Below are 25,520 nucleotides of genomic sequence, written 5' to 3'. Positions count from 1 at the left end.
GATGGCCACCCATCCTGTGCGCCCCACCACACAAATTCAGACCGTTGTCGGGCTCGATCCCGTCGTGACCGACGCACTGCGCTCCCACCTGGCCGAGATCGCCGACAGCGCGGTGCTCTCGATCGTCGAGGAGGTGCCGAGCTATGCCGGCGCGTGGAGCGGGCGGATGGGCGAGGTGATCCGCAACGCGGTGCAGCTCGCGCTCGGCGGCTTCCTCACCCTTGCGACCAGGCTCGACGCCGAGGCGCCGAGGGCGCCGGCGATCGAGGGCGCCTACCAGCTCGGCCGCGGCGAGGCCCGCCAGGGACGTACGGTCGAGGCGCTGCTCGCGGCCTACCGGATCGGCGCCCGGTCCTCGTGGCACCACATGTCCGACGTGGCGGTCGAGGCAGGCGTGGCCGCGGGCCAGCTCGCGCGGTTCGCCGAGCTCGTCTTCGCCTACATCGACGAGCTGTCGGCCGCGTCCGTGGCCGGTCACACCGACGAGCTCGAGAGCAGCGGGCGCGTCCGGCAGCGCAACCTCGAGCGGCTCGCCCGCGCGCTGCTCACCGGCGCCCCGGCCGACGCCGTGAACGCCGCCGCCGAGCGGGCCGACTGGGAGCCGCCGGGCGCGCTCACCGCCCTCGTCCTCCCGGAGTCGCAGGTCTCCCACGCGCTGACCGCGCTCGACCAGACCACCCTGCAGCCCGACGACGTGCCCGGCCTGCCCGAGGGGCACGCGTCGCTGCTGGTGCCGAGCACGGGCTCGGCCACGGCACGCCCGACCCTGCTCTCCGCGCTCCGCGGCACCGACGCCGTCGTCGGACCGTCGACGCCCTGGCTCGAGGTCGGTGCGTCCCACCGACGGGCCGTGCGCTGCGCGGCGCTCGGCCTGTCCGGGCTCGTGGACACCGACGACCACCTCGCCGCCCTCGTGCTCGGCGCCGACGCCGACGCCCGCGCCGACCTGCGGGCCCGCGTGCTCGCCCCGCTCGCCGACCTGCGCCCCTCGACCGCCGAGAAGCTCACCGACACGCTCCGCAGCTGGCTGCTGAACCACGGCCGCCGCGAGGCCGTCGCCGAGGAGCTCTTCGTGCACGCGCAGACCGTGCGCTACCGCGTCGGGCAGCTCCGGGAGGTCTACGGCGACCGGCTCGAGGACCCCGCCTTCGTGCTCGACGCGACGCTGGCCCTGGCGTAGGCGGCGGCGACCAGCCCTTGTAACGCCGGGTTAGTGCGACTACCCACTGTGTTGCAACCCAGTGGGTAGTCGCAGTAACCCGGCGTTACAGCGGGGGTCCGGGGAGGTCAGGGGCGCACGTACGCCCGAGAGCCGGCCACCCAGGTCGCGACGACGTGGTCGGCGAAGGCCGCCAGCCGCTGCGCGTGCGCGCGGTCGTCGCCACCGGCGCCGTCGAGGGGGTCGGCGTCGAGGAGGACGAGGTCGGCGGGGTGCCCGACCGCGACGGTGCCCCAGCCGTCGGTGGAGGCGGCGAGCGCCTCGCGGGCCGTGATCGCCTGCTCGGGGTGCCACGGCTCGCGCTCGTCGCCGGAGCGGTGGACCGCCGCCGCGACCGCCAGCCACGGGTCGAGCGGGGAGACCGGGGCGTCGGAGCCGAGGACCACGTCGACACCGTCGTCGAGCATCCAGCGCAGCGGGAAGCAGCGCTCCGCCCGACCCGGCCAGAGCCGCTCGGTCACGTCGCGGTCGTCGAGGAGGTGGGCGGGCTGCACGCTGGCGCGGACGCCGAGGGCGGCGAGGCGGCGTACGTCGTCCCGGGTGGTGAGCTGCACGTGCTCGATGCCACCGCGGGCACCGGTGTCGGCGAAGGCGTCGAGCGCCTCGGTCACCGCGCGGTCGCCGATCGCGTGCACGGCGACGTCCAGCCCGCCGGCGGCGGCGCGGGCGAGCAGCGCGCGCAGCTCGGCAGGCGTCTGGTTGGGCTGGCCCTCCTCGAACCCGGGCACGGCCTTCTCGGCATAGGGATCGCAGCACCAGGCCGTGCGGGTGTTGAGCGAGCCGTCGCTGATGATCTTGAGCGGCCCCATGGTGAGGCGGGGGTCGTCGCCGAGCGGGTCGCCCGAGCGCAGCCCGCGGGCGAGCACGTCGTCGAGGCCGTCGGCGTAGCAGGCGTGCCGGATCCGCAGCAGGTCGGCGCCGGCGGACCAGCGCTCGACCCAGTCGGCGACGCCGCCGCTGAACTCGAGGTCGACGAGCCCGACCACACCCAGCGCGGCCGCCGCCTCCATCGAGCGGCGGTAGGCGTCGGGCCCGGTGCCGTCCGAGCCCATCACGCCGGCCAGCCGCCCGTAGGCCTGGAACCACTCCCCCTCGCTCACCATGCTGTCGCGCGTCGAGAGCGCCAGCATGTGGAGGGCGGTCGTGTTGAGCCACCCGTGGTGGCCGTCGCCGGCGATCAGCACGATCGGCTGGTCGGTGTCGATCGCGTCGAGGTCGGAGACGGCCGGGTTGTCCGGCCACGCGGTCGGCCGGTGACCCCAGCCGATCACCGGGAGGTCCGGCCACTCCTCGAGCCGTTCGCGGACCGCGGCGACGGCCTCGGCGCCGGACCGCACCGACGCCAGGTCGAGCCGCGCGGACGCGAGGGTCCACTGGCCGAGGTGCACGTGCTGGTCCCAGAGGCCGGGCATCAACCAGCGGCCCGCGGCGTCGTACGACTCACCGGGACCCTGCGGCAGCGTCGGGCCGACCTCGGTGACCCGACCGTCCTCGATGCGTACGTCGACGGCGCCGTCCGCCACCGGACCACCCAGCGCCACGAGGCGCGCGTCACGGATCAGCATGGCGCCACCGTAGGACGTGCGCGTCCCCAGCCGGGAGTCGCCTAGTGTTGCCGTCATGGATTGGCGGGGGCCTGCGGTGCTTGTCGCGCTCCTGGCGATCGGCACCGGGAGCGGCTACGCCGCGTCCGGCGCGACCCGCGACACGACCATCGGCACCGGGTCCGCCGCGCCGGTGCCGGCCTCGAACCCCGAGTTCCCCGTGGAGGCAGAGCTGCCGCCCGCCAAGGACCCCGACGACCCGGCCCTCCAGCCCGGCCTCCAGATGAGGACCGAGACGCGCGGGTCGGGCAAGTTCGAGATCACCTTCCCTGCTCCCGTCGGCTGGTCCACCAACGCCAACGCCACGAACGAGTGGAAGTGGAAGGAGCCCGGCACCTCCAACAACACCTACGTGATGCGCATCGAGCAGATCAACAGCCAGGACATCACCGTCGAGGACGCCATCGACGTCCGGATCGAGCGGCTCGAGCGCGAGCAGGAGGACGTCGACATCCTCGACCGCGGCGCGGACTCGCTGGAGTACACCTACCGCAGCAACGAGGGCAACGCCCGCCACAGCTTCATGCGGTGGCTCGACCTCGACCAGAGCGGCCAGGCGGACGTCGAGATCGTCGTGCACGGGCGCGAGCGCGACGTCCCCGGCACCAGCGACCTGATCCGACGGGTGGCCGACGGCATGCGGGGCGCGACCGGCGGCGTCGTCGAGACTCCCTGACCACGCCCGTGGTCTAGGTTGTCGGCCGTGACATGGCGGGGGCCGGTGGTGCTGGTGCTGCTGCTGGCGCTCGGCGTCGGGGCCGGATTCGGGGCGTCCTGGGCGCTGGGTGACGGCCAGACTGTCGACGGGGTGGCCGCACCCATCGTGGCCGCCTCACCCAGCCTCCCGGTCGACCCACGACCCGAGCTGTTCCCCGACCCCGACTTCCCTGCACTGGAGCCGGGCATCGAGCTCGTCGACCAGCGCGTCGGCACCGGTGACTTCGGCCTCTCGCTCCAGGTGCCGGCCGGCTGGCGGTTCACCACCAACTCGCTCACGGAGTGGCAGTGGCGCCCGCGCGACTTCACGACCTTCGGCTACTACATGCGCGTCGAGCAGGTGATCAGCAACCGCCGCTCCATCGCCTGGACCCTGGACCGCCGCATCGACGAGCTCACCGAGGACGAGCAGTCGGTGTCGATCAAGAGCCAGAGCGGCGGCCGCCTCCACTACACGTACGTCACGAGCAACCACCTGCGCCACGGGTTCCTCGCGTGGCTCGACCTCACCGGCTCCGACAACGCGCAGGTCGAGATCGCCGTCACCGGCCGCGCGGCCGACGTGCCGGGGATGTCGGAGCTGGTCGGCCGGGTCGCCGAGTCGATGACTCTGGGTCGGGGCGAGGGCCCGGCCAGTCCGAGCTAGTAGCCGTACGTCTTCACCGACTCCAGCACCCGGCTCGCCGTGCGTTCGTCGTCGCTGGCCACCTGGATCCACAGGAGCCGGTTGGAGGTCAGCTGCACGACGCGCTCGACGATGACGTCGGTGCCCGGGCAGCCCTCGAAGAAGACCGTCCTCGACAGGTCACCGTCCTGCAGGTCCTCGATCGGCTGACCGTTGCTCTCGCAGGCGAAGTGCTGCGGGACGCGGGCCGGCAGCTTCTCGCTCTGCAGGAGTCCGACGAAGACGCCCGGCGCCGGGTCGTCGACGCTGTTCCAGCCGGGTCTCGACCCCGTCGCGAGCGCGGGCTGCTCCGTCTGTCCGTCGAGCGGCGGGACCCACTGCTCGGGGTCCACCTGGGTCGCCCAGGACTCGGGCACGGTGACCTCGATCCTCCCGGTCTCGTCCTCGACCGTGCGCTCCGTCGTCGACGACTGCTCCGCGGCCCAGCCGATGCCGAACCCGCCCGCGAGCACGGCGATCCCGGCGACCAGCCACGGCAGCCGACGCCGACGGCGCGGGCTCACGGGGTCCGCGGTGTCGCGCATCGGGTCGGTGTCCGTGGGCCGCGCGACCGCCTCGGTGAGCTCGGGGTCGGCGGGCACCCACACCAGCGGCGCCTCCTCCACGTGGCCGCCGAGCGCCTCGACCAGCGCGGAGGTGAAGGCCTCGACGTCGTCGAACCGGTCCTCGCGATCCTTGGACAGGGCCTTGAGCACGACTGCCTCGGCCTCGGGGTTCCCGATGCCCATGGGCGGGGGCGGCGCCGGGTCCTCGGCCGCCGCCAACGTGGTGTGGTCGAACGGCTGGCGACCGGCCAGCAGGTAGTAGCCGAGCGCGGCCAGCGAGAACTGGTCGGCCCGACCGTCGAGCCCCTCCCCCTGCGCCTGCTCGGGAGCGACGTAGGTCGGAGTGCCGCCGACCATCGTGAGCCGCGACGACATGTCCATCGCCTTGCCGAGCCCGAGGTCGCCGACCATCGCGACGACCTGGGCGCCGCGGGCGCTCTCGACGGTGCGGAACAGGACGTTGGCGGGCTTCACGTCGCGGTGGAGGACGCCCCGGTCGTGCAGCGCGGTGAGCCCGCGGCCGACCTGGGTCAGGACGGTCAGCGCCTGCGAGGGCTCGAGCGCCGCCAGTTCGAGCCGGTCGGCCAGCGTGCCCTGGTCGGCGTACGCCATGACGAGGTAGGGACGCTCGTCCGGGAGCTCGCCCGCGTCGTAGACGGTCACGACGTGGGGCGACTCGACCTTGCGGAGGAAGCGGCCCTCCTCGACGAAGCGCTGGCGGATGTGGAGATCGCCGCTCCAGTTGTCGGCGAGCACCTTGATCGCCACCGGCGAGTCGAGGTGCTCGTCGTAGGCGAGCCAGACGGTCGCGAAGGCCCCCGACCCGATGCGGCGGCGCACCGGATAACGACCGAGACGAGAGGGAGCGGACACCCGGGCATTATCGTGCAGGGGTGACTGAATCGGGGGACCACGGTGCCGGACTGACGCCGGACGACATCGACGACCTCGCGCGCGACGCGCGCGACGGTGACCGCGACGCCCTCGAATCGTTGCTCGCCGCCATCCGTCCGCGGGTGCTCAACATCTGCCGTGGCGTCCTGCCCTACTCCGGCGACGCCGAGGACGCGTGTCAGGAGGCGATGCTCAACGTCGCGACCAAGATCCACACCTGGGGAGGCCGCGGCAGGTTCACGACGTGGCTGCACGTCGTGGCCGTCAACAGCGCGCGGACGACGTACCGCCGACTGAAGAACCTGGCCACGCCGACCGACTTCGAGGACGGCGCCCACGACCGGCCCGACCCGCGCACGACGAGCGTCATCGCGGGGACCCGCCTCGACCTGCTCGAGGCGATGGAGACGATCGAGCGCGACCACCCGCAGTACGTCGAGCCGCTGATGCTGCGTGACGTCTACGGACTTCCCTACGACGAGATCGCCGCGCTGGTCGACGCGCCGCTCGGCACGGTGAAGGCGCAGATCCACCACGGTCGCAAGCTCGCGAGGCCGTTGCTGCGGGGCGAGCGGTGACCGCTGACCCGGGGTCGAGTGCGCTCGCGGCAGTAGTCGCCACGAGGCTGCGCACTCGACTCGCCGTCCTCTCGCTGGTCCTCGTCGCCGGCTGCTCGTCCACGTCCGACCCCGCCGACGACGAGCTCGTCACGCCCTCGGCGGCTCCGTCGTCCGCCACCACCGACACCGGGGCCGAGCAGGGCGCGGTGGCCGCGACCTCGGCGCCCGTGATCAGCCCGGCGGTCGAGCAGGACCTCGACAGCGCCCTGTCCACGCCCGTCGAGGACAGCGTCTACCCGGCCGTCGGCGACCCGCGGATCGACGCCCTGCTCTACGACCTCGACCTCGACTGGGACCCGGAGGCACGCCGCCTCGAGGCCAGCGCGATCGTCACCTTTCGGGCCGCGAGGACGGCTCCTCGCTTCCAGCTCGACCTCGGGCCCCGCCTCACGGTCGGCCGGCTCGCCCTCGACGGCGAGGCCGTCGACTTCGCGCGCCGCGGCAAGGACTTGGTGGTCAAGGCGCGCATCCGGGCCGACCAGCGCTACGAGCTCACCCTCGACTACGTCGGCACGCCCGAGCCCGCGCAGGCACCGACGACGCGGAGCGACTTCTCCACGACCGGGTTCACCATCACCGACACCGGCGAGGTGTGGACGATGCAGGAGCCCTACGGCGCCTACACGTGGTACCCCGTCAACGACCAGCCGTCCGACAAGGCGCTCTACGACGTCACCGTCCACGCGCCGATGCCGTGGACCGGGATCTCCAACGGCCGCCTCACCGAGCTGACCAACGACGGCAAGACCACCACCAGCTCGTGGCAGCTCACCGAGCCCGCGTCGTCGTACCTCGTCACCCTCGCCATCGGCGACTACACCCACAGCGCCAACACCAGCGCGAGCGGCCTGCGCGTCGACTACTGGACGCCGCGCGGCATGGCCACGGGCTTCGACGGGCTGCAGACGGCCGCCGAGTCGGTGGACTGGATCGAGGAGAAGCTCGGCCCCTACCCGTTCGACTCCCTCGGCCTCGTCGTCACCGACTCGATGAGCGCGATGGAGACCCAGACGATGGTCACGCTCGGCAACAACGACTACGTCCTCTCGCCGCAGGTGGTCGCGCACGAGCTCGTGCACCAGTGGTACGGCGACCAGGTGTCGCCGGCCGACTGGAGCGACGTCTGGCTCAACGAGGGCATGACGATGCTGATGCAGTGGTTGTACGAGGACGACTTCGACATCCGCCCGCTGCGCGGGACGATCCAGGACGCACGCGCCGGCGACCAGGGACTGCGCGACGACTACGGCCCGCCCGGGGCGTACGACCCGCAGCAGTTCGGCAGCTCGAACATCTACTACACGCCCGGCCTCATGTGGAACGAGCTGCGCGTCGCGCTCGGCGACGACGAGTTCTTCCGGATCGCCCGGTCGTGGCTGGAGGAGAACGACAACACCTCGGTCACCCGCGAGAAGATCTTCGAGCACTGGGAGACCGAGACGGGTCGCGAGCTGTCGGACTTCTTCGATGCGTGGATCACCGGCCCGACCACGCCGGCGCCCGGGGTGCCGAAGGGCTGACCGGCCCGCACGTAGCCTGCGGCCATGGGCCGCCTCTCCGCGCACGACCTCATCGACCTGGTGCTGGACGACGACTCCTGGACGTCGTGGGACACCGCGCCGTCGCGTGTCGGGATCGATGACGCGTACGCCGCCGAGCTGGCCGCGGCGGCCACGAAGTCGGGCGTCGACGAGTCGGTGCTCACCGGAGAGGCGCGACTGCGCGGTCGGCGGATCGGCGTGCTGGTGGGCGAGTTCGGCTTCCTCGCCGGGTCGATCGGCCGCGCCTCGGCCGACCGGATCGTCGCCGGCATCGAGCGCGCCACCCGGGAGGGTCTGCCTCTGGTCGCGGCCCCGATCAGCGGTGGCACGCGAATGCAGGAGGGCACGCCGGCGTTCGTCCAGATGGTGCGGATCTCGGCGGCGGTGGCGGCACATCGCACGGCGGGCCTGCCCTACCTCGTCTACCTCCGCAACCCCACCACCGGCGGGGTGATGGCGTCGTGGGGGTCGCTCGGCCACGTGACGGTCGCCGAGCCCGGCGCGCTGGTCGGCTTCCTCGGTCCGCGGGTCTACGAGGCGCTCTACGGTCGCGCCTTCCCCGAGGGCGTGCAGACCTCGGAGAACCTCTACGCCCACGGCATCATCGACGCGGTCCTGCCGCCCGACGAGATCGCCGACATCCTCGACCGGGCGCTGACGATCCTGATGGCCGCGCGCGAGGGTGTCGCGCCGGTGGCCGACCCGGGCCAGGAGTCGGTGCCCGACGTCGACACGTGGGACTGCGTCACCCGCTCACGCCGACCGGACCGGCCGGGCGTACGCCGTCTGCTGAGGTACGGCGCCAGCGACGTCGTACCCCTCAACGGGACGGGGCAGGGCGAGCGCGACCCCGGACTGCTGATCGCGCTCGCGCGGTTCGGCGAGGCGCCGTGCGTCTTCCTCGGCCAGGACCGCCGCGGTCAGACGACCGACCACCCGATGGGTCCCGAGGCGCTGCGCGAGGCCCGGCGCGGGATGCGGCTGGCCTCCGAGCTCGGGCTGCCGCTGGTGACGGTGATCGACACCCAGGGCGCCGCGCTGTCGGCCGACGCCGAGAACGGCGGGCTCGCCGGCGAGATCGCCCGCTCGCTCGCCGACCTGGTGACGCTGGACGCGCCGACGCTGTGCCTGATGCTCGGCGAGGGCAACGGCGGCGGCGCCCTCGCGCTGCTGCCCGCCGACCGGGTCATCGCCGCGCAGCACGCCTGGTTGTCACCGCTGCCGCCCGAGGGCGCGTCGGCGATCGTGCACCGCGACCTCGACCACGCCGCGGAGATGGCGCGCGCCCAGCAGGTGCGCGCGCTCGACCTCTACCGCCGCGGCATCGTCGACCGCATCGTGGCGGAGAAGCCCGACGCCGCCGACGAGCCCGAGGAGTTCTGCCGCCGGGTCGCCGCAGTGCTCGAGCACGAGCTCAGCGCGCTCCTCGCCGCTGGGCCCGGGTCGGCGGAGAAGCGGGCGCGGCGCTACGTCTGAGCCCCGCTTTTCGTGATCCCCGGCTGACCGGGGATCACTGAACTTGTCAGGCCGTGCACGGGCCGACAAGTTCAGCGATAGCCCGACACGTCACGTCGTCGGAGGCGTGTCCGACCGCTCCTCGACGTCGGCGGCCGCGTCCTCCTGGGCCTCGACGACCTCGGCCTCGGTGACGGCCTCGGGCTCGTCAGCAGGCTCGTCGGCCGGCTCGGCCGGTACGTCGTCCGCGACCGGCGCCGGCTCCTCGGGCAGCGCCACGCCCGGGACCGTGCCGGTGAGGGTGGCGAGCATCTGGCGGACGTTGGAGAGCTGGGCGTTGATGCTGTCGCGACGCTGGGCGGCGGCGGTGAGCTCGCGCTCGGACTCCACGCGCACGCGGTCGGCCGTGGCACGGGCGTCGGCGACCATCGTGGTCGAGCGCTCCTCGGCGTCGGCGAGCATCCGCGCGATGCGGGACTCGGCCTCGGCGCGGTTGCGCTCGAGGGTCGCCTCGGCGTCGCGGTTGCGGGCGTTCATCGCGTCGAGCTCGGCCTGCGTGGAGGCCTGCTGGGCCTGGAACTCCGAGGTCGCCTTCTGACGACGCTCGGCCAGGGTGGTCTCGAAGTCGGCGGCGGACTGGGCGGCCTTCGCCCGGGCGTCCTCGTAGAGCGCCTCGGCCTCGGCACGGCGGGCCGAGGCGTCGCGCTCCGCGGCGTCGCGCTCGGACTCTGCGGCCGTGCGTGCGTCGGCGACGACGCGGGCGCCCTCGGCCTCGGCGTCGCGGCGGGTCTCCTCGGCGTAGCGGTCGGCCTCGGACCGGACGGCGCCGGCCTCCTGCTCGGCGTCCTTGCGCAGCGCCTCGACCTCGCCGACCACGCGGTCGCGGATCTCGGCGGCCTCGGTCTCGGCGAGGGAGAGGATCTGGCCGATCCGCTCACCGAGGTGGGCGTACGTCGGCAGCTCGGGCTCCTGGGACTCGCGTGAGACCAGCGCCTCGCGGGAGGTGCTCGCCTCGCTACGGGCCTGCTGGGCGTCGGCCTCGGCGGCCTGCACCCGCGAGCGGAGGTCGGCGACCTCGGCCCGGGCCTGGCCGAGGGCCTTCTCGACCTCGGCGGGGTCGTAGCCGCGTCGCACGGTCGTGAACATCTCGTCAGGCATCGGGGGGCTCCTGGGCAGGGGTGGTGGGGGTGGGGGCGTGGGGGACGTCGGAGGTGGCGGCGAGCTGTTCGCGCTCGGGGACCGAGAGCGCCTCGATCACACCGGAGAGCTGGCCGAGCTCGGCGGCGATGCCGTCACGGCGGGTCTGCAGCTGGGCGATCTCGGCGCGGGCCCGCTCGAGGGCCTGGCGAGCGCTCTCGCGGAGCTGCTCGGCCTCGGCACGACCCTCCGCGACGAGGGCGAGGGACTCCTCACGCGCCCTGCGGCGGTCCTCGGCTGCGCTCGCCCTGCTGGTGGTGACCTCCTGCGCCACGAGGGCGCGCAGGCTGGCAGCGCCGGTCTCCGCCTCGGCGCGACGCCGCTCGAGGCGCTCGACGGCGCGTTCGGACTCGTCGGTGGCGTCGGCGATGATCCGTGCCGCCTCGGCATGCGCCTGCTCGAGGGCTGACCTCGCCTCGGCACCCCGCTCGGCGGCGGTGGCGGTGGCGGCCTGGGTGATCTCCTCGGCACGGACCTTGGCCTCGGCGAGCTCGATGGCCATCCGGCCGTTGACCGCGGCGATGACGCCCTGCACCCGCTCACGCACCAGGCGCACGTGCTCGCCGGCCTCGGCGTGGGCGGCCTTGCGGGTCGCGTCGGCCTCGGCGGCGGCCCCGGCGAGCACCGACTCGACGGTCGCGGTCGCCCATTCCGTCTGCTCGGCCGCGCGCCGCAGCTGCTCGTCGCTCTCGGTCCGTGCGGCGGCGAGGGTCTGCTCGGCTGCCTCGCGCAACCGTTCGGTCTCGGCCCCGGTCGTACGTCGCAGCTCCTCGGTGTGCAGCGCCGCCTCGTCGCGCATCCGGGCGGACTCGACGGAGGCGGTGGCACGCAGCGACTCGGCCTCGGTGGTCGCGGAGTCGAGGTGCTGCTGGCCCGCCGCGCGACCCTCCTCGACGAGGCGGGCAGCGGTCTCCTGGGCCGCAGCGATGGCGGCGTCGGAGTCCGCCTTCGTGGCGTCGAGCAGTGCCGTCCGCTCGCTCGCGGCGCTGTCGCGCAGCTCCTGCGACTCCGCACGGAGCACGATCGCGTCGTCCTGCGCCTGTGCCCGCAGCTGCTCGGCCTCGGCCCGCGCAGCCTCGACCGCCTCGTCGCGCGCGCTCTCTGCGGAGCCCATCAGCAGGGCTGACTGCTCGTTGGCGTCGACCACGATGGTCGCCGCCTCCTCGGAGGCCCCGGCCAGCACCTGCTCGGCCTGCTTGCGCGCCCGGCCGGCCTCGGCCCGGCCCGCCTCGGCCTCGGCAGCGAGCCGGCGGGCCTCCTCGCGCAGCACGGCGAGGTCGGCGGTCAGGCGCTCGGCCTCCGCCCGTGCCTCGGCCTGCAGCTGGTCGGCCACCTGCTGCGCCCGCGCCAGGAGCGCGGCCGTGGGCTCGCCCGAGGAGGCGGTGGCGGCATCGAGGGCCATGTGCCCGATCCCTTCGCGCGCAAGATCCGAGAGGCTCCGAGACGAGCATTGTGGCAGCGCGACAGCACCCCTGACAAAGGGTCCACCGCCGGTTGCGCCGACAGCGAACCACCTTGTCGATGCAGGAGGCAGGCGGTGGAGTGCTCCCATGAAGCTCCTCGTGCTCGGCGGAACCCGATTCCTCTCCCGTGAGACGGCCGTACAGGCGGTCGCCCGCGGCTGGGACGTGACCTGCGCCTGCCGCGGCGAGTCCGGCCCGGTGCCCGAGGGCGCCACACACCTGAGGTGGGACAGGTCGGACGATCCGCCCGACGCGATCCTCGACGGCTCATGGGACGCCGTCGTCGACGTCACGCGCCTGCCCTCGCAGGCACGTACGGCGGTCGCGGCGGTCCCCGACGCGCACTGGGTCTTCGTGTCGACCATCAGCGTCTATCCCGACAACTCCTCCGCCGACACCGCCACGCTGGCCACGCCGATCACCGAGGACGTCGACCTCGCCGTCGACCCCGACGCCTACGGCGGCATGAAGGTCGCGTGCGAGCAGGCCGTGCAGGAGCGCGCCGCGACGTCCGTCATCGCGCGTCCTGGGCTCATCGTCGGTCCCGGCGACCCGACCGGGCGCTTCGCCTACTGGCCGCAGCGGCTGGCCCGCGGCGGCGAGGTGCTGGCACCCGGCACGCCCGCCGACCTGGTCCAGGTGATCGACGTACGCGACCTGGCAGCCTGGCTGCTCGACCTCGCCGAGTCGCGCACGACCGGCACCTTCGACGCGGTCGGCCGACCGGTGCCGTTCGGCGACCTGCTCGCCGAGGTGGGGGCGGGCGTCGGTGCCGAGCCCGAGCTCACGTGGGTCGACCAGGACTTCCTCGAGGAGCACGAGGTCGCACCGTGGGCGGGCGAAGGGTCACTTCCGCTGTGGCTGCCGCGCCCGGAGTACGACGGCATGCTGGCGCACGACCCCGGTCCGGCCGAGGCGGCGGGACTGCGGCTCCGCCCCCTCGTCGAGACCGCGCCCGACTGCCTCGACTCCCCCGTCGTCGCGCTCACGTCCGAGCAGGAGGCCGAGCTGCTGGCCGCCTGGCACGCCCGCTGACCGGGCGATCCCTCGCGCTGAATCCTGCTGACCGGGCACTTCCTCGCGCTGTATCGCGACGAAGTGCCCGGTCAGCAGGATTCAGCGCGAGCAACTGCCCGCTCAGAAGAGCAGGGCCGTCCCCGGGTCCGACAGCATCCCGGCCACGTCGGCGAGGAAGCGCGAGCCCTTCTCGCCGTCGATGTGGCGGTGGTCGAAGGACAGCGCCAGCGTGGTGACGTCGCGCACGACGATCTCGCCGGTCTCCTCGTCGACCCAGGGTCGTTTGTTGATCGCGCCGAAGCACAGGATCGCGGACTCGCCCGGGTTGATGATCGGGGTGCCCGCATCGACACCGAAGACGCCTACGTTGGTGATGGTGAACGTGCCGCCCGCCATCTCCGCCGGCTGCGTCTTGCCGTCACGCGCGGTCGCCGTGAGCTCGCCGAGCGCGGCCGCCAGCTCGGTCATCGACAGGCTGTCGGCGTCCTTGACGTTGGGCACGACCAGGCCGCGCGGCGTGGCGGCCGCGATGCCGAGGTTGACGTAGCTCTTGTAGACGACCTCCTGCGCGGCGTCGTCCCAGAACGTGTTGATCTCCGGGGTGCGCTTCATCGCGAGGATGACGGCGCGGGCGAGGAGGAGCAGCGGGCTGACCCGGGCGTCCTTGAACTCCGGGCGCTTCTTGAGCCGCGCGACGAGCTGCATCGCGGCGGTCACGTCGACAGTGATCCACTCGGTGACGTGCGGGCTGGTGAAGGCGGACTGGCTCATCGCCGTCGCCATCATCTTGCGCACGCCCTTGATCGGCTCGCGCGTCTCGCGCTCGCCGGACGCGGCCGTGAAGGCGGCCGGGGTCTCGATACGTCCCTCGTCCCTCGGGCCTACTCGACCAGCGAGTGAGGATGCCCCTTGCACGTCGTCACGGGTGATCGAGCCCGACGGACCGGAGCCCGTCACGGTCGTCAGGTCGACGCCGAGGTCCTTGGCGAGCTTGCGCACCGGCGGCTTCGCCAGCGCGCGTACGTCGCCGGGCTCGGCCTGCGCGGACGCCGGGACGAGCGCCTCGGCCGGCGCCGCCGCGGGAGCGGGGCGCTGGTCGACGGCCGGCACCGGCGGCTCGTCGGCCGGCAGCACGTCCTGCGACTGGGCACCACCGGGGGCGAACGCCCCCTGCAGCTGCATCTGGGTCTGCGCGCCGGCGTCGGTGCTCGGCGAGGCCGACCCGCGGCGGGCCCGACGCATCGGGCCGCGCTCGGCCTTGATCCGGCCGACGAGGGACGCGCCCTCCATCGACCCGGACGCGGCCGGGTTGGAGAGGTCCATCTCCGTGAGGTCGGCCTCGGCCTGCCCCGCCTTCTCGGCCATCCCGAGATAGGGGTCGGACTCCGTCTGCTCGGCCGGTGCGGCCGGGGCGGCAGGCTCTTCGCCCGCCGCACCGATCGAGATGATCGGGGTGCCCACGGGGACCATTACGCCCTCCTCAACGAGGAGCGCGAGGACGGTGCCCTCGAAGGGCGAGGGCAGCTCGACCAGCGACTTGGCGGTCTCGATCTCGACGATGACGTCGTTGATCTCGATCGTGTCGCCGACCTTGACCTTCCACGCCACGATCTCGGCCTCGGTGAGGCCTTCACCGACATCGGGCAACAGGAACTCGGACATCGCGTGCCTCTCAGAAAGCGAACGTGCGGTCGACGGCGTCGAGGACCCGGTCGAGGTCGGGGAGGTACTCCTCCTCGATCCGCGACGGCGGGTAGGGCATGTCGAAGGCACCGACCCGCAGGACGGGAGCCTCGAGGGAGTAGAAGCACTGCTCGGTGATGCGAGCCGCGACCTCGGCACCCATGCCGAGGTTGACGTGTGCCTCGTGGGTGATGACGCAGCGACCGGTACGACGTACGGACTCGTAGACCGGCGCCATGTCGAGCGGCGAGAGGGTGCGCAGGTCGATCACCTCGAGGTTGCGGCCCTCGGACTCGGCGGCCTCGGCGGCCTTCAGCGCCGTCTTCACGGTCGGGCCGTAGGCCAGCACCGTCGCGTCGCTGCCGGCGCGGACGACCCGCGAGGTGAACAGCGGCTCGGGTGTCGCGGAGTCGTCGAGCTCGGCCTTGTCGGCGTGGTACTGCCGCTTGGGCTCGAGGAAGATGACCGGGTCGTCGTGGGCGATGGCCTGCTGGATCATCCAGTAGCCGTCGACCGGGTTGGAGCAGGCCACCACCTTGAGTCCGGGGGTGTGCGCGAACTGCGCCTCCGGGCTCTCCGAGTGGTGCTCGACCGCACCGATGCCGCCGCCGAAGGGGATGCGGATGACGATCGGCATCTTCACCTTGCCCTGCGAGCGGTAGGTGTACTTGGCGACCTGGCACACGATCTGGTCGTAGGCGGGGTAGACGAACCCGTCGAACTGGATCTCGACGACGGGGCGGTAGCCGCGCAGCGCCATGCCGACCGCGGTGCCGACGATGCCGGACTCGGCGAGCGGCGAGTCGATGACGCGGTCCTCGCCGAAGTCCTTCTGCAGGCCGTCGGTGATGCGGAAGACGCCGCCGAGCTTGCCGACGTCCTCACCCATGAGCAGGACCTTGTCGTCGGCCTCCATCGCCTTGCGCAGGCCCATGTTGAGGCCCTTGGCGAGAGTGATCTTCTGCGTCGTCATCAGTGAGCCCCCTCCGACTCGAAGCTGGCCAGGTAGGCCTGGAATCCGTCCCGCTGCTCGCGGATCTCGTCGGTCATCTCGCTGAAGACGTAGCCGAACTGGTCCATCGGCTTCGGGTCGGGCAGCGCCTTGCACCCTTCGCGCAGGTGGTGGCCCAGCTCCTTGGCCTCGGCGTCGAGGTCGTCGAAGAACTGCTGGTCGACCAGGCCGTTGCGGCGCAGGTAGACCTTGAGCCGCTCGATCGGGTCCTTGAGCTTCCAGTGCTCGAGCTCGTCGTTGAGGCGGTAGCGCGTCGGGTCGTCAGTCGTCGTGTGCGCACCCATGCGATAGGTGTACGCCTCGACGAACGACGGGCCGTTGCCCTCGCGGGCACGCTGCAGCGCGGCCTTCGTGACGGCGTACGTCGCCAGCACGTCGTTGCCGTCCACGCGGATGCCCGGGAACCCGAACCCCAGCGCGCGCTGGTAGAGCGGGATGCGGGTCTGGCGCTCGATCGGCTCCGAGATGGCCCACTGGTTGTTCTGGCAGAAGAACACGACGGGCGCGTTGTAGGACGCGGCGAAGATGAACGCCTCGTTGACGTCGCCCTGCGAGGACGCACCGTCACCGAAGTGGGCGAGCACGGCCGAGTCACGCTCCGGGTCGCCGGTGCCGACGACACCGTCGCGCTGCATGCCCATGGCATAGCCCGTGGCGTGGAGCGTCTGGGCACCGATGACGATCGTGTAGAGGCCGAAGTTGTTCTCGTTGGGGTCCCAGCCACCTTGGTCGACGCCGCGGAACAGGCCGAGCAGCCGCAGCGGGTCGACGCCCTTGCAGTAGGCGACGCCGTGCTCGCGGTAGGTCGGGAAGGCGTAGTCCTGGGGGCGCATCGCGCGACCGGCGCCGATCTGCGCGGCCTCCTGGCCGAGCAGCTGGGCCCAGATGCCGAGCTCGCCGTGGCGCTGGAGAGCGGTGGCCTCGACGTCGATGCGTCGCGTCAGCACCATGTCGCGGTAGAGACCGCGCAGCTCCTCGGCAGAGAAGTCGTGGTCGAACTCGGGGTGGTGGACGCGCTCACCCTCGGGCGTCAGCAGCTGGACGAGGTCGGGACCACCGTCGGACTGGGAGGGCCCGAAGACCTCTGCCAGGTCGGGGCCGAAGCTCACAGGATCGGACAACGTAGATCTCCTCACAACAGCTAGCGGCAGTCACGGGATCGCCGGACGCCGACGGCTTGCAGGGGTGGTCGTCGGCGTGTGTGACCACGACCACATGGTGGGCCAAACGTAACGGCCGCAGCCTGCCAGCACCAATCAGGAGGGCGGGTTCCCACCCCCTCACCCCACCGGTGGTCCGGGCAGCAATGAGCCGGCGCCGACGGGATCGTGGGTTCCCCGTCGACGCCGGCTCGCCTCCATTGGGGGGTGGAGGTGCGGGCAGCGCTGGGCGCCGCCCGGCCAGGAAGCTCATGCCTGCGCCGTCACAGCACTGCGGCGCCGCGGCTGGACCTCGGGGGTCCGGCCACGACGCCACGTGCGGTGAGTGGTTGGCCGTTGCAGCGCCAACGACAAACCGTCGGTCAGAGGCAGTTGTTGCTGGCGATGGCGCCCTCTGCGACGACGTCAGCAAAGATCTCGGTGCAGTCGGCGTCCAGCAGGCGATACTCGACCCTTGCCGAGAACGTGCTTGAGTTTCCGGTCACCGCCGACACGATGATGAACTGCAGATTCTTCGCTCCAGCCGGCACAGTGATGGTGCCGTTCGGCTCGCCGCCGGGACACGCGGCCGCCGGCGCCAGGGACACCTTGTTGCACAGCGTCGTGTAGATGCCGGTCACACCCTTGTACGCGCCTGAGGTCGTCGGCGTCGGCGCCGTGCCGGTGTTAACGGTGTACATGCCCGTGACCTGGAACTGAATGGGACTCAATGTGGGATTGCTGACGAGCAAGGGCACCTCGATCGTCTTGATCACGCCGCACCCCTTCTGCGATGCGCCGGTGTTTGCGCAAGCACCGCGAAGGTTGACGGTCGGTGGCACGTAGGGCGGCGGCGACACGGCGAACGCCGGCGCCTGTGTGGCGACCGCGACGACCGGGACGGTCCAAGCGGCCCCCCGGACGACGGTGCGGCGTGAGAAGTCAGACATGGTGGATCCCCTTGAATAGGCGTGGTTGACGTGATCGGCGCCCCATAGCCGACGACCACTGCCTGCCTCCTCGCCCCCAAGACGAGCGGCATGCGTGTTGCTAGGTACCAGCGTGGGGGCCCCGTCAGCCGCAACACAGGGGGTGAGCCAAGGTGGAGGGCTATCTGCACCCGGCCTTGACAAACCCTCGGGGTATCACGGGGATTTGTGCCGGATTGGGCAAGGCGTGTGCTAGACCGCTCCACCCCTACGAGGCGAGCCCCGGTGGCGGTCGTGCGGCGTAGTCCCCGTCGAGCGAGCTGCTCGAGGTGGCCCCGGACAGCCCATCTGATGGGGACCACCGGAGGTCCGGACATGGATGAGCCGGCGCCGACGGACTCGTGGGTGACCCGTCGACGCCGGCTCGCCTCCATTGGGGGTGGAGGCTCGGGCGGCGGAGACCGCTACCCGGAGAGGAGGGTCGCCACTGTCCCCTGGAGACAGGTGGCACGACCCCCGAAAGGTCCTCCCGGGCGCGCTCGTGTGCCGAGCGGCGGTCGGGTGCTCGTCAAGCCGATCAGGTGCGCGCGGGCACCGATATGTGCACGGGCGCGCTGTCGGCCGTCGCCCGGGGTTGCACGGCCGTCAGGCCTCCTGCGGTCAGGAAGATGGCGAGCAGCGCCAGTGCGAGCCGGCGCATCAGATGTGGTTGCCGCGACGCGGCGGGTTGTAGGCACGGATGCCCTTCTGCGAGATGACGTACATGAAGATCCCCTTGCTGCAATGCCGTGGATGCAGGACCGGCGCCCCAAAGCCGTCGACCACCGCGCGCCGTCCGCCCCCCAAAGGCGAGCAGCGCTTTTGCTTCGGCGACCACTGTCACCCAGGCGCGTACGGCACGACACCCTCTTCGCCGAGGCGGCGGGCTAACTGCACGAGGCCTTGACGCAGTCTCGTGGTATCTGCCCCGTTAGCGGACGACTGGACCAGACCGATGGGTCAGGCCGCGGCGAGAGGCGTACGCCGACCGGACCGCGCCGGGGCGCACGACAAGGCCGGCGCCGACGAGCTCGTGGGTACTCGTCGGCGCCGGCGGCCTCCGTGTGGGCGGAGGCGTCGAGGGCCAGGCGACAGCCTGGCGGCGGCCTCAGCTCGAGCTGCGGAGGCCGGTGTCGGGCAGCACGCCGGGAGCCTGGCAGCGCTGCGGGAGCTGGGTGCGCTCGATCTGCCGGGACCCGGCCTTGAGCACGACCACCGCCCGAGCAGCGCCCCGGGCGGCGACCGTCTTCCGGCCGAGCGACTTCACCACGAAGCGGTGCATCTTCGTGCCGACGCGCAGGTAGTAGAAGACCGCGCGACCCGACCGGTTGTCCAGGTGGGCGCGGACCGTGCCCTGGCAGGTCGTCCGGACCCGGCCGACGGCCTTGCCGAACGACTGCTCGCCCAGCACCTCGGGCTCCTCGCAGACCCTGACGGTCTCGCTGTCGGTCGTGGCATCGGCGGACTCGCCGGCGACGTTGGTGTGGTCGGCGCACGGACCGGAGCCGACGCCGAGCGCCAGCGACGACGTACGCACGAGCACGCGGTGGTCCGGAGCGGCCCAGACGTCGTCCCAGTCGAGCGTGCCGAGGACGACCGGCGCTGCGCCGTCGCTGGAGGTGGTGACCGTGGTCAGCTCGTCGGTCTTCTGGTCGACGGCGTAGTCGGCCTGGGCCTGCGCGCTCGCCGTCCCGGCGGGGCGCGCGAGCTCCGGCTGCCCGGTGGCGTCCCACGCCACGGTCGCCGTGGTTGCGGCCGGACCGGTCGGCGCGCTGCCGGGAGCGCAGCTGTACGCGAACGAGCTGGCGCCGGACGGGAGCACCACCTGGAGGCCGGCGGCCGGCGAGGTGTCGGTGGCGGCGATCGTGCACGCCCCGGCCCCCGCAAGCTCGGCGGACAGGGTGGCACCGACGGGCTCGCCCGGGTTGGTGACGCCGACCGTGCCGGCGACCTCGAAGCCCGAGCGCGCCGGCGGGCCGAGGGCGGTCACGCCGACTGCGTAGCGCACGGTGGCCGTGCCGCCGGCGGGCGCGTCGGCGCGGTTGCGGTCGACGGCGTTGAAGACCTGCCACGCGTGGTCGAGGTCGTAGGTCGCGGCGACCGAGTTGGTGACCACCGGCGCGGACTCGTCCGCCGCGGTCGCCGCGGTCGGGGTCGCCACGACCGGCAGGACCAGCGCGAGCGCGGCGTAGCGGCCGAGGCGTCGACCCGGGTGCGCGGAGGCACCGGAGGTCGGCGAGCCGAAGAGAGTTCCCACAGTCGTCCCCTGTCGAGCTGCCCGGGCTGCGCCGGGCGGCCGTGCTCCCCACGAGTCGGCCTTCGAGGTGCAACAGTGGGGCACCGACACGCCCCTCGGGCACGGCTAGGCCGAAACGCAGGCTTACCTACAGAGGTCCTTGATCGAAATCACCGGGCTCGACGCCACACGTCCAGTCAATCGTCCCCCTGGTCCCACTCAGCCCCGTCCGTGCGGCTCCTGCCAGACGGCCGGGTCGGGGCCGTCCGGCACGATCTGCGTCGGGTTGATGTCGGTGTGGACGACGTAGTAGTGCCGCTTGATCTGGTCGAAGTCGACCTCGTCGCCGAAGCCGGGCGTCTGGAACAGGTCGCGGGCGTAGGCCCACAGGTGTGGCATCTCGGTCAGCTTGTTGCGGTTGCACTTGAAGTGGCCGTGGTAGACCGCGTCGAAGCGCACCAGCGTGGTGAAGAGCCGTACGTCGGCCTCGGTGATGCGGTCGCCCATCAGGTAGCGGCGGTCGGCGAGACGCTCCTCGAGCCAGTCCATCGCGGTCCACAGCCGCTCGTAGGCATCGTCGTACGCCTCCTGGGAGCCGGCGAAGCCGCAGCGGTAGACACCGTTGTTGACCTCGGTGAAGACCCGCTTCATCACCGCCTCCATCTCCTCGCGGAGGTCGGCGGGCCACAGGTCCGGAGCGTCGGGGCCGTGGTGCTCGCGCCACTCGAAGAAGAGGTCGTGGGTGATCTGCGGGAAGTCGTTGGTGACGACCTTGCCGGACTCGACGTCGACGATCGCCGGCACCGTGATGCCGCGGGGGTAGTCGGCCTCGCGGGCGAAGTAGGCCTGCTGCAGGCGCTCGATGCCGAGCACGGGGTCGACCCCGCCGGGGTCGAGGTCGAAGGTCCAGCTGCGCGCGTCGTGGGTCGGCCCGGGCGCGCCCCAGGAGATGACGTCCTCGAGCCCGAGCAGGCTGCGGACGATGATCGAGCGGTGCGCCCACGGGCAGGCGCGGGCCGCGACGAGGCGGTAGCGATCCGGTGCGACGTCCCACACCTCGACGTCGCGCGGGCTGTCCTTCGACCCGCTCGGGAACTGCTCGTCGAGCGGGTCCGCGGACGCCTCGCCAGCCAGGATCCGGTCGGGGAGGTAGGACATGTCGCGTTCGAAGGGCTTGCCCTTCGTGGAGTAGGTCGCCGTGTCGTTCATCCTTCAACCATACCCACGCACACCTCGGCGTCGGTACGGTGCGAGCGTGCCTGCGACCTTCGCGACCAGCGACCCCCACGGCCACCTCGCGGAGCTGACCGCTGCCCTGCGGGAGGCGGGCCTCCTCGACGGGGAGTCGCGGTGGTCGGGCGGTGACGCGCGGCTGTGGGTGCTCGGCGACCTGCTGGACCGCGGTCCCGACGGGCTCGGCGTCATCGCGCTCGTGCGCCGCCTGGTGGACGAGGCCGCGCAGGCCGGCGGCGCGGTGCTCCCGGTGCTCGGCAACCACGAGGTGATCGCACTCGGGATGCGGCGCTTCGGGGACGCCCGGATCGTGCACCGCGGGTTGGTGCGGACGTTCGAGTCGATCTGGGCGCGCAACGGCGGGCGCGACACCGACCAGGCGGGGATCGACGACGAGCTGTTCGACTGGCTCGCCGGGCTGCCGGCCATCGGGCTCGACGGCGACCACCTGCTCATGCACTCCGACACGACCGCGTACCTCCAGTGGGGCGGCTCGGTCGAGGCGATCAACGACGCGGTGCGCGCGACGCTGGCCGACGACGACCCGGTCGCGTGGTTCGACGTGCTCGTCCGCCTCTCCCAGCGCCACGAGTACGCCGGCAGCGCCGGCCCGCTCGCCGCCCGGCGTCTCCTCCACACCCTCGGCGGGGAGCGGATCGTCCACGGACACAGCATCATCGGCGACCTCTTCGGTGAGCGCTGCGACTCCTACAGCGAGCCGCGCCTCTACTGCGACGGCCTGGCGCTCGACATCGACGGAGGGATCTACGAGGGCGGGCCCTGCCTGGTCGCCCGCCTGTCGGTATGATCCACAAAGAAGTGTTTGCAAATAACCCTTTGCAGTCGTAGCGTGCCGCCATGGGCTCCTCCATCACCCCCGACATCGCCGGGCTGCGCGCCCTCAGCCATCCCGTCCGGCTGCGGATGCTGACCATCCTGCGCGGCGAGGGACCGGCCACCGCGACGTCGCTCGCGCAGCGCCTCGGCCTCAACACCGGGGCCACGAGCTATCACCTGCGCCAGCTCGCCCAGCACGGGTTCATCGAGGAGGACGCCGAGCGCGGCAACGCCCGCGACCGCTGGTGGCGTGCGGCGCACGAGAGCACCCGCACGGACTTCCGCGAGGAGGGCATCGTCGACAGCGACGTCGAGGCCTACCTCACGACCGTGGCACTCATGTACGCCGACCGGATGCGCGCGGCGGTGTCGGAGATGTCGTTCCTCCCCGAGCCGTGGCGCAAGGTCGGCACGCTGAGCGACTGGGAGCTGAGGGTCACCCCGGCGCAGGCCGAGGCGCTGGTGCACAGGCTCGCCGAGCTGATCGAGGAAGCGCCCCATTCCGACGCCGGCGACGCCGCCCCGTTCGTGGTGAACCTCAACGCCTACCCGCGTCCCGGCCAGGTGTGGGGCGAGGAGGACGAGGCGCGATGACCACGCGCACGCCGGTCGTCGGCGCCCTCGTCGCCGAGGGCCTCTCCTTCGTCGGCACCCGCGTCTCGATGATCGCGATCCCGTGGTTCGTCCTCTCGACCACGGGGTCCGCGACCCAGACGGGCCTGGTCGCCGCGGCCGAGATCACCCCGCTGGTGATCTTCAAGGCTCTGGGCGGTCCGCTGCTCGACCGGGTGGGCCCGCGCCGGGTCACCCTCGCGTGCGACCTCCTCTCCGCCTTCGTCGTCGCCGCGATCCCCCTGCTCCACGGTCTCGGGATGCTCGGCTTCCCGACGCTGCTCGCCCTGGTCGCGGTCGCCGGTGCGCTCCGCGGACCGGGTGACGCGGGCAAGTCCGCGATGACCCCCGAGATCGCCCGGGCGGCGGGCTGGTCCCTGGAGCGGGTGTCCGGCCTGGCCGCGGCCGTCGAGCGCACGTCGACGATGGGCGGTGCGGCGCTGGCGGGCCTGCTGGTCGCCGGCGTCGGCGCGGCCAATGCGCTCTACGTCGACGCCGCATCGTTCCTCGTCTCCTTCGTCGTCTTCGCGATCGCCACCAGCGGCCTCGGGCGGCCCGTCCCACGGGAGGCCGACCTCGCCCCGACGTCGTACGTCCACGAGCTCCGGCAGGGCTGGGACTTCCTGCGCACCGAGCCCGTGCTCGTCGCGATCTGCGTGATGGTGGCGGTCACCAACCTCGTCGACCAGGCCTACACCGCCGTCCTGGCGCCGGTGTGGGCGAAGGAGTCTGGCGCCGGAGTGGCCGTGCTCGGCACCCTGTTCGCCGTGATGAGCGGCGCCTCGGTGCTGGGAGCCCTGACGGCGGCGCGGTGGGGCGAGACGCTGCCGCGCTACCGGACGTACGTCATCGCGTTCCTGATCTGCGGTGCGCCGCGCTTCGTCGTGATGGCGCTCGAGTCCCCGCTGTGGGCGGTCTTCGCGGTGACCTTCGTCGCGGGGGTCGCGTCGGGCTTCCTCAACCCGATCCTCGGCGCGGTCATCCTCGAGCGGATCCCGGCCCCGCTGCTCGGGCGGGTCTCGTCGCTCAACACCGCCATCTGCTGGTCGCTGATGCCGCTCGGTGGCGTGCTCGGCGGGCTCGCCGTGGCCGGCCTCGGTCTCTCACCCGCCCTGCTCATCGCCGGTGCGGCGTACTTCGTCACCACGATGGCGCCGACCCGCGTGCCGTCGTTCCGCCGGATGGACCGCGCCCCGGCCGAGGAGTCCGTCAGGGTGTGAAGCGGGCGGCCACCTCGACCACACGGTCGAAGGCCTCGGTCTCGCCGATGCTCACCCGCACACCGTCGCCGGCGAACGGGCGCACCGAGATCCCGACCTCCCCGCAGGCCGCGGCGAAGTCGAGCGCCCGGTCGCCCAGCGGGAACCAGACGAAGTTGCCCTGCGCGTCGGGCAGCTCCCAGCCGATTCCGCGCAGCCGGGCGACCAGGTCCTCGCGACGCGCGACGAGGTCCTCGACCCGCGCCATCAGCTCGTCGGCGGCCGCCAGGGACGCGATCGCGGCGGCCTGCGCGACGTGGCTGACCCCGAAGGGCAGCGACACCGCGCGGAGCGCGCCGGCCAGCGGCGCCGGGGCGACGGCGTACCCGACCCGGAAGCCGGCGAGGCCGTAGGCCTTGGAGAAGGTGCGGGTCAGCACGACGTTGTCGTGGCGCCGGTAGGTCGCGACGCCGTCGATCGCGTCGTCCATCCGCACGAACTCGAGGTAGGCCTCGTCGACCACGACGACCACGTGGGTGGGGACCTTCGCGATGAAGGCGTCGAGGTCGGACTGCGTGACGGCCGGGCCCGTCGGGTTGTTGGGCGTGCAGACGATGACGACCTTCGTGCGGTCGGTGACCGCCGCGGCCATCGCGTCGAGGTCGTGGTGGCCGTCGGCCCTCAGCGGCACCTGGACGCTCGACGCGCCACCGGCGGTGACGGCGATGGGGTAGGCCTCGAAGGAGCGCCAGGCGTAGACGACCTCGTCGCCGGGCTCGCAGAACGCGTTGACCAGCTGGTAGATCAGGCCGACCGAGCCGGTCGCCGCGGCCAGGTCCTCGACCGGCACGCCCATCGCCTCGCCCAGCGCGGCATAGAGCGCGGTGCTGCCCATGTCGGGGTAGCGGTTCATCTGCGCCGCGGCCTCGGTCGCCGCCTCCAGCACACCGGGCAGCGGCGGGTAGGGGTTCTCGTTCGACGACAGCTTGTAGGACGTGAGGCCTTCGCGGGCGACGGGCGGCTTGCCGGCGACGTACGCCGGGATGGCGAGCACGTTGGGCCGGGGCTGGGGGGAGGTCACCCGAGCACCTTAGTAACGCGGCCGCGCCACGGTTTCAGGACGGGGAGCAGGAGGACGCCGACGAGGACGCCCACGCCCGCCCCGAGGATGTTGTCGACCATGTCGGTCACGTCGCAGGCGCGGTCGATGCGGGCCAGCTGGAGCTGCATGAGCTCGACCCCGACGCTGTACGCCGCCAGCAGCGCGAGGCCGATCGGAGCGAGCACCACGCCCGACCACCAGCGCCCGACCGCCAGCACGAGGAACATCCCGGCCGGCACGAAGAGCAGCACGTTGAGGGTGCGCTGGTCGAACCCGAGGCCCTCGAACGCCGCGCCGTTGGGGCCGCCGTAGTCCCACGAGCACGAGTCGCTCCGGCTGTCGGCGGGCACGATCCCGACGTCCGCACGGGTCGGGACCAGCGTTGCCACCGCGATGGCGGCCAGCGACCAGATCAGTCCCGAGATCGCCACCGCGGAGACCGTGCCGAGCCGCGCGCGCAGCGCCAGGCCGACGACGGCCGAGACGATGCCGGCAGCGAGGACGCCCAGCACCATCACGCCCGTCCCGCCGATCGTCACCAC

General features: G+C 72.5%; 22 protein-coding genes. 10 read left to right on the top strand and 12 right to left on the bottom strand.

Annotation, left to right across the window (positions count from 1 at the left end):
• Nucleotides 1-64 precede the first annotated feature (64 nt).
• Nucleotides 65-1,180 (top strand): RsbRD N-terminal domain-containing protein, encoded by a 1,116-nt coding sequence (locus EUA06_RS16230; protein ID WP_242498194.1) that lies wholly within the window; start codon nt 65-67, stop codon nt 1,178-1,180.
• 107 nt (nt 1,181-1,287) lie between these two features.
• On the opposite strand, the gene EUA06_RS16225 is transcribed toward EUA06_RS16230, so the two are convergent.
• On the bottom strand, nt 1,288-2,784 hold the full coding sequence (locus tag EUA06_RS16225; protein ID WP_242498193.1) for an amidohydrolase: 1,497 nt from the start codon (nt 2,782-2,784) through the stop codon (nt 1,288-1,290).
• A gap of 55 nt (nt 2,785-2,839) precedes the next feature.
• On the opposite strand from EUA06_RS16225, the gene EUA06_RS16220 reads away from it, so the two are divergent.
• The gene (locus tag EUA06_RS16220) at nt 2,840-3,499 is read left to right on the top strand and encodes a hypothetical protein (RefSeq protein ID WP_129477663.1); all 660 of its coding nucleotides are present in this window, start codon (nt 2,840-2,842) and stop codon (nt 3,497-3,499) included.
• A 27-nt stretch (nt 3,500-3,526) separates the two neighbouring features.
• Complete coding sequence (locus EUA06_RS16215; RefSeq protein WP_129477661.1) at nt 3,527-4,186, top strand: hypothetical protein; 660 nt, start codon at nt 3,527-3,529, stop codon at nt 4,184-4,186.
• On the opposite strand, the gene EUA06_RS16210 is transcribed toward EUA06_RS16215, so the two are convergent.
• The gene (locus EUA06_RS16210) at nt 4,183-5,643 is read right to left on the bottom strand and encodes a serine/threonine-protein kinase (RefSeq protein ID WP_129477659.1); all 1,461 of its coding nucleotides are present in this window, start codon (nt 5,641-5,643) and stop codon (nt 4,183-4,185) included. The genes EUA06_RS16215 and EUA06_RS16210 overlap by 4 nt on opposite strands.
• A 20-nt stretch (nt 5,644-5,663) precedes the next feature.
• On the opposite strand from EUA06_RS16210, the gene EUA06_RS16205 reads away from it, so the two are divergent.
• Genes EUA06_RS16205 through EUA06_RS16195 form a run of 3 tightly spaced genes read left to right on the top strand, consistent with a single transcriptional unit; the run spans nt 5,664 to nt 9,301 of the window.
• A complete protein-coding gene (locus tag EUA06_RS16205; protein WP_129477657.1) occupies nt 5,664-6,242 on the top strand; it encodes an RNA polymerase sigma factor in 579 nt (192 codons plus the stop codon).
• Nucleotides 6,239-7,804: a M1 family metallopeptidase gene (locus EUA06_RS16200; RefSeq protein ID WP_129477656.1), complete on the top strand. Its 1,566-nt coding sequence runs from the start codon at nt 6,239-6,241 to the stop codon at nt 7,802-7,804. The genes EUA06_RS16205 and EUA06_RS16200 overlap by 4 nt, the downstream gene beginning before the upstream one ends.
• A gap of 24 nt (nt 7,805-7,828) precedes the next feature.
• A complete protein-coding gene (locus EUA06_RS16195) occupies nt 7,829-9,301 on the top strand; it encodes a carboxyl transferase domain-containing protein (RefSeq protein ID WP_129477654.1) in 1,473 nt (490 codons plus the stop codon).
• 90 nt (nt 9,302-9,391) lie between these two features.
• Here the strand turns inward: EUA06_RS16195 and EUA06_RS16190 are convergent, their stop codons facing one another.
• Nucleotides 9,392-10,438, bottom strand: coding sequence for a coiled-coil domain-containing protein (locus EUA06_RS16190; protein ID WP_129477652.1), 1,047 nt, complete (start codon nt 10,436-10,438; stop codon nt 9,392-9,394).
• Nucleotides 10,431-11,879, bottom strand: coding sequence for a hypothetical protein (locus tag EUA06_RS16185; protein WP_129477650.1), 1,449 nt, complete (start codon nt 11,877-11,879; stop codon nt 10,431-10,433). The genes EUA06_RS16190 and EUA06_RS16185 overlap by 8 nt, the downstream gene beginning before the upstream one ends.
• Nucleotides 11,880-12,027: 148 nt before the next feature.
• Here EUA06_RS16185 and EUA06_RS16180 point away from each other — a divergent pair, with 148 nt between their 5' ends.
• The gene (locus tag EUA06_RS16180) at nt 12,028-12,975 is read left to right on the top strand and encodes an NAD-dependent epimerase/dehydratase family protein (RefSeq protein ID WP_129477649.1); all 948 of its coding nucleotides are present in this window, start codon (nt 12,028-12,030) and stop codon (nt 12,973-12,975) included.
• 102 nt (nt 12,976-13,077) lie between these two features.
• Here the strand turns inward: EUA06_RS16180 and EUA06_RS16175 are convergent, their stop codons facing one another.
• The 6 genes from EUA06_RS16175 to EUA06_RS16150 form a co-directional block, all read right to left on the bottom strand.
• Nucleotides 13,078-14,619 (bottom strand): dihydrolipoamide acetyltransferase family protein, encoded by a 1,542-nt coding sequence (locus EUA06_RS16175; RefSeq protein ID WP_129477647.1) that lies wholly within the window; start codon nt 14,617-14,619, stop codon nt 13,078-13,080.
• A 10-nt stretch (nt 14,620-14,629) separates the two neighbouring features.
• On the bottom strand, nt 14,630-15,613 hold the full coding sequence (locus tag EUA06_RS16170; protein WP_129477645.1) for an alpha-ketoacid dehydrogenase subunit beta: 984 nt from the start codon (nt 15,611-15,613) through the stop codon (nt 14,630-14,632).
• Complete coding sequence (pdhA, locus tag EUA06_RS16165) at nt 15,613-16,773, bottom strand: pyruvate dehydrogenase (acetyl-transferring) E1 component subunit alpha (RefSeq protein WP_129477643.1); 1,161 nt, start codon at nt 16,771-16,773, stop codon at nt 15,613-15,615. Before pdhA ends, EUA06_RS16170 begins: the two co-directional genes overlap by 1 nt.
• 401 nt (nt 16,774-17,174) lie before the next feature.
• Nucleotides 17,175-17,741, bottom strand: a complete 567-nt coding sequence (locus EUA06_RS16160; RefSeq protein WP_129477641.1) for a hypothetical protein — start codon at nt 17,739-17,741, stop codon at nt 17,175-17,177.
• Between the two features lie 1,126 nt (nt 17,742-18,867).
• Entirely contained in the window at nt 18,868-20,016 is a 1,149-nt protein-coding gene (locus EUA06_RS16155; RefSeq protein WP_129477639.1) for a hypothetical protein, read from the bottom strand.
• Between the two features lie 198 nt (nt 20,017-20,214).
• On the bottom strand, nt 20,215-21,204 hold the full coding sequence (locus EUA06_RS16150; protein WP_129477637.1) for a glutathione S-transferase family protein: 990 nt from the start codon (nt 21,202-21,204) through the stop codon (nt 20,215-20,217).
• A gap of 46 nt (nt 21,205-21,250) precedes the next feature.
• Here EUA06_RS16150 and EUA06_RS16145 point away from each other — a divergent pair, with 46 nt between their 5' ends.
• The 3 genes from EUA06_RS16145 to EUA06_RS16135 are packed head-to-tail and all read left to right on the top strand — an operon-like array spanning nt 21,251 to nt 23,897.
• A complete protein-coding gene (locus EUA06_RS16145; RefSeq protein ID WP_129477635.1) occupies nt 21,251-22,036 on the top strand; it encodes a metallophosphoesterase in 786 nt (261 codons plus the stop codon).
• 50 nt (nt 22,037-22,086) lie between these two features.
• Nucleotides 22,087-22,659, top strand: coding sequence for an ArsR/SmtB family transcription factor (locus tag EUA06_RS16140; protein ID WP_129477633.1), 573 nt, complete (start codon nt 22,087-22,089; stop codon nt 22,657-22,659).
• The gene (locus tag EUA06_RS16135) at nt 22,656-23,897 is read left to right on the top strand and encodes an MFS transporter (RefSeq protein ID WP_129477631.1); all 1,242 of its coding nucleotides are present in this window, start codon (nt 22,656-22,658) and stop codon (nt 23,895-23,897) included. Before EUA06_RS16140 ends, EUA06_RS16135 begins: the two co-directional genes overlap by 4 nt.
• On the opposite strand, the gene hisC is transcribed toward EUA06_RS16135, so the two are convergent.
• Together hisC and EUA06_RS16125 are read right to left on the bottom strand one after the other, a co-directional pair.
• Entirely contained in the window at nt 23,887-24,957 is a 1,071-nt protein-coding gene (gene hisC, locus EUA06_RS16130; RefSeq protein WP_129477629.1) for a histidinol-phosphate transaminase, read from the bottom strand. The two genes, EUA06_RS16135 and hisC, sit on opposite strands and share 11 nt — an antisense overlap.
• On the bottom strand, nt 24,954-25,520 hold the full coding sequence (locus EUA06_RS16125) for a VanZ family protein (protein WP_129477627.1): 567 nt from the start codon (nt 25,518-25,520) through the stop codon (nt 24,954-24,956). The genes hisC and EUA06_RS16125 overlap by 4 nt, the downstream gene beginning before the upstream one ends.

Origin of the sequence: Nocardioides glacieisoli, from assembly GCF_004137245.1 — a bacterium.
In the GTDB taxonomy this organism is placed as follows: domain Bacteria; phylum Actinomycetota; class Actinomycetes; order Propionibacteriales; family Nocardioidaceae; genus Nocardioides; species Nocardioides glacieisoli.
This window is presented reverse-complemented; position numbering and strand designations above follow the sequence as displayed.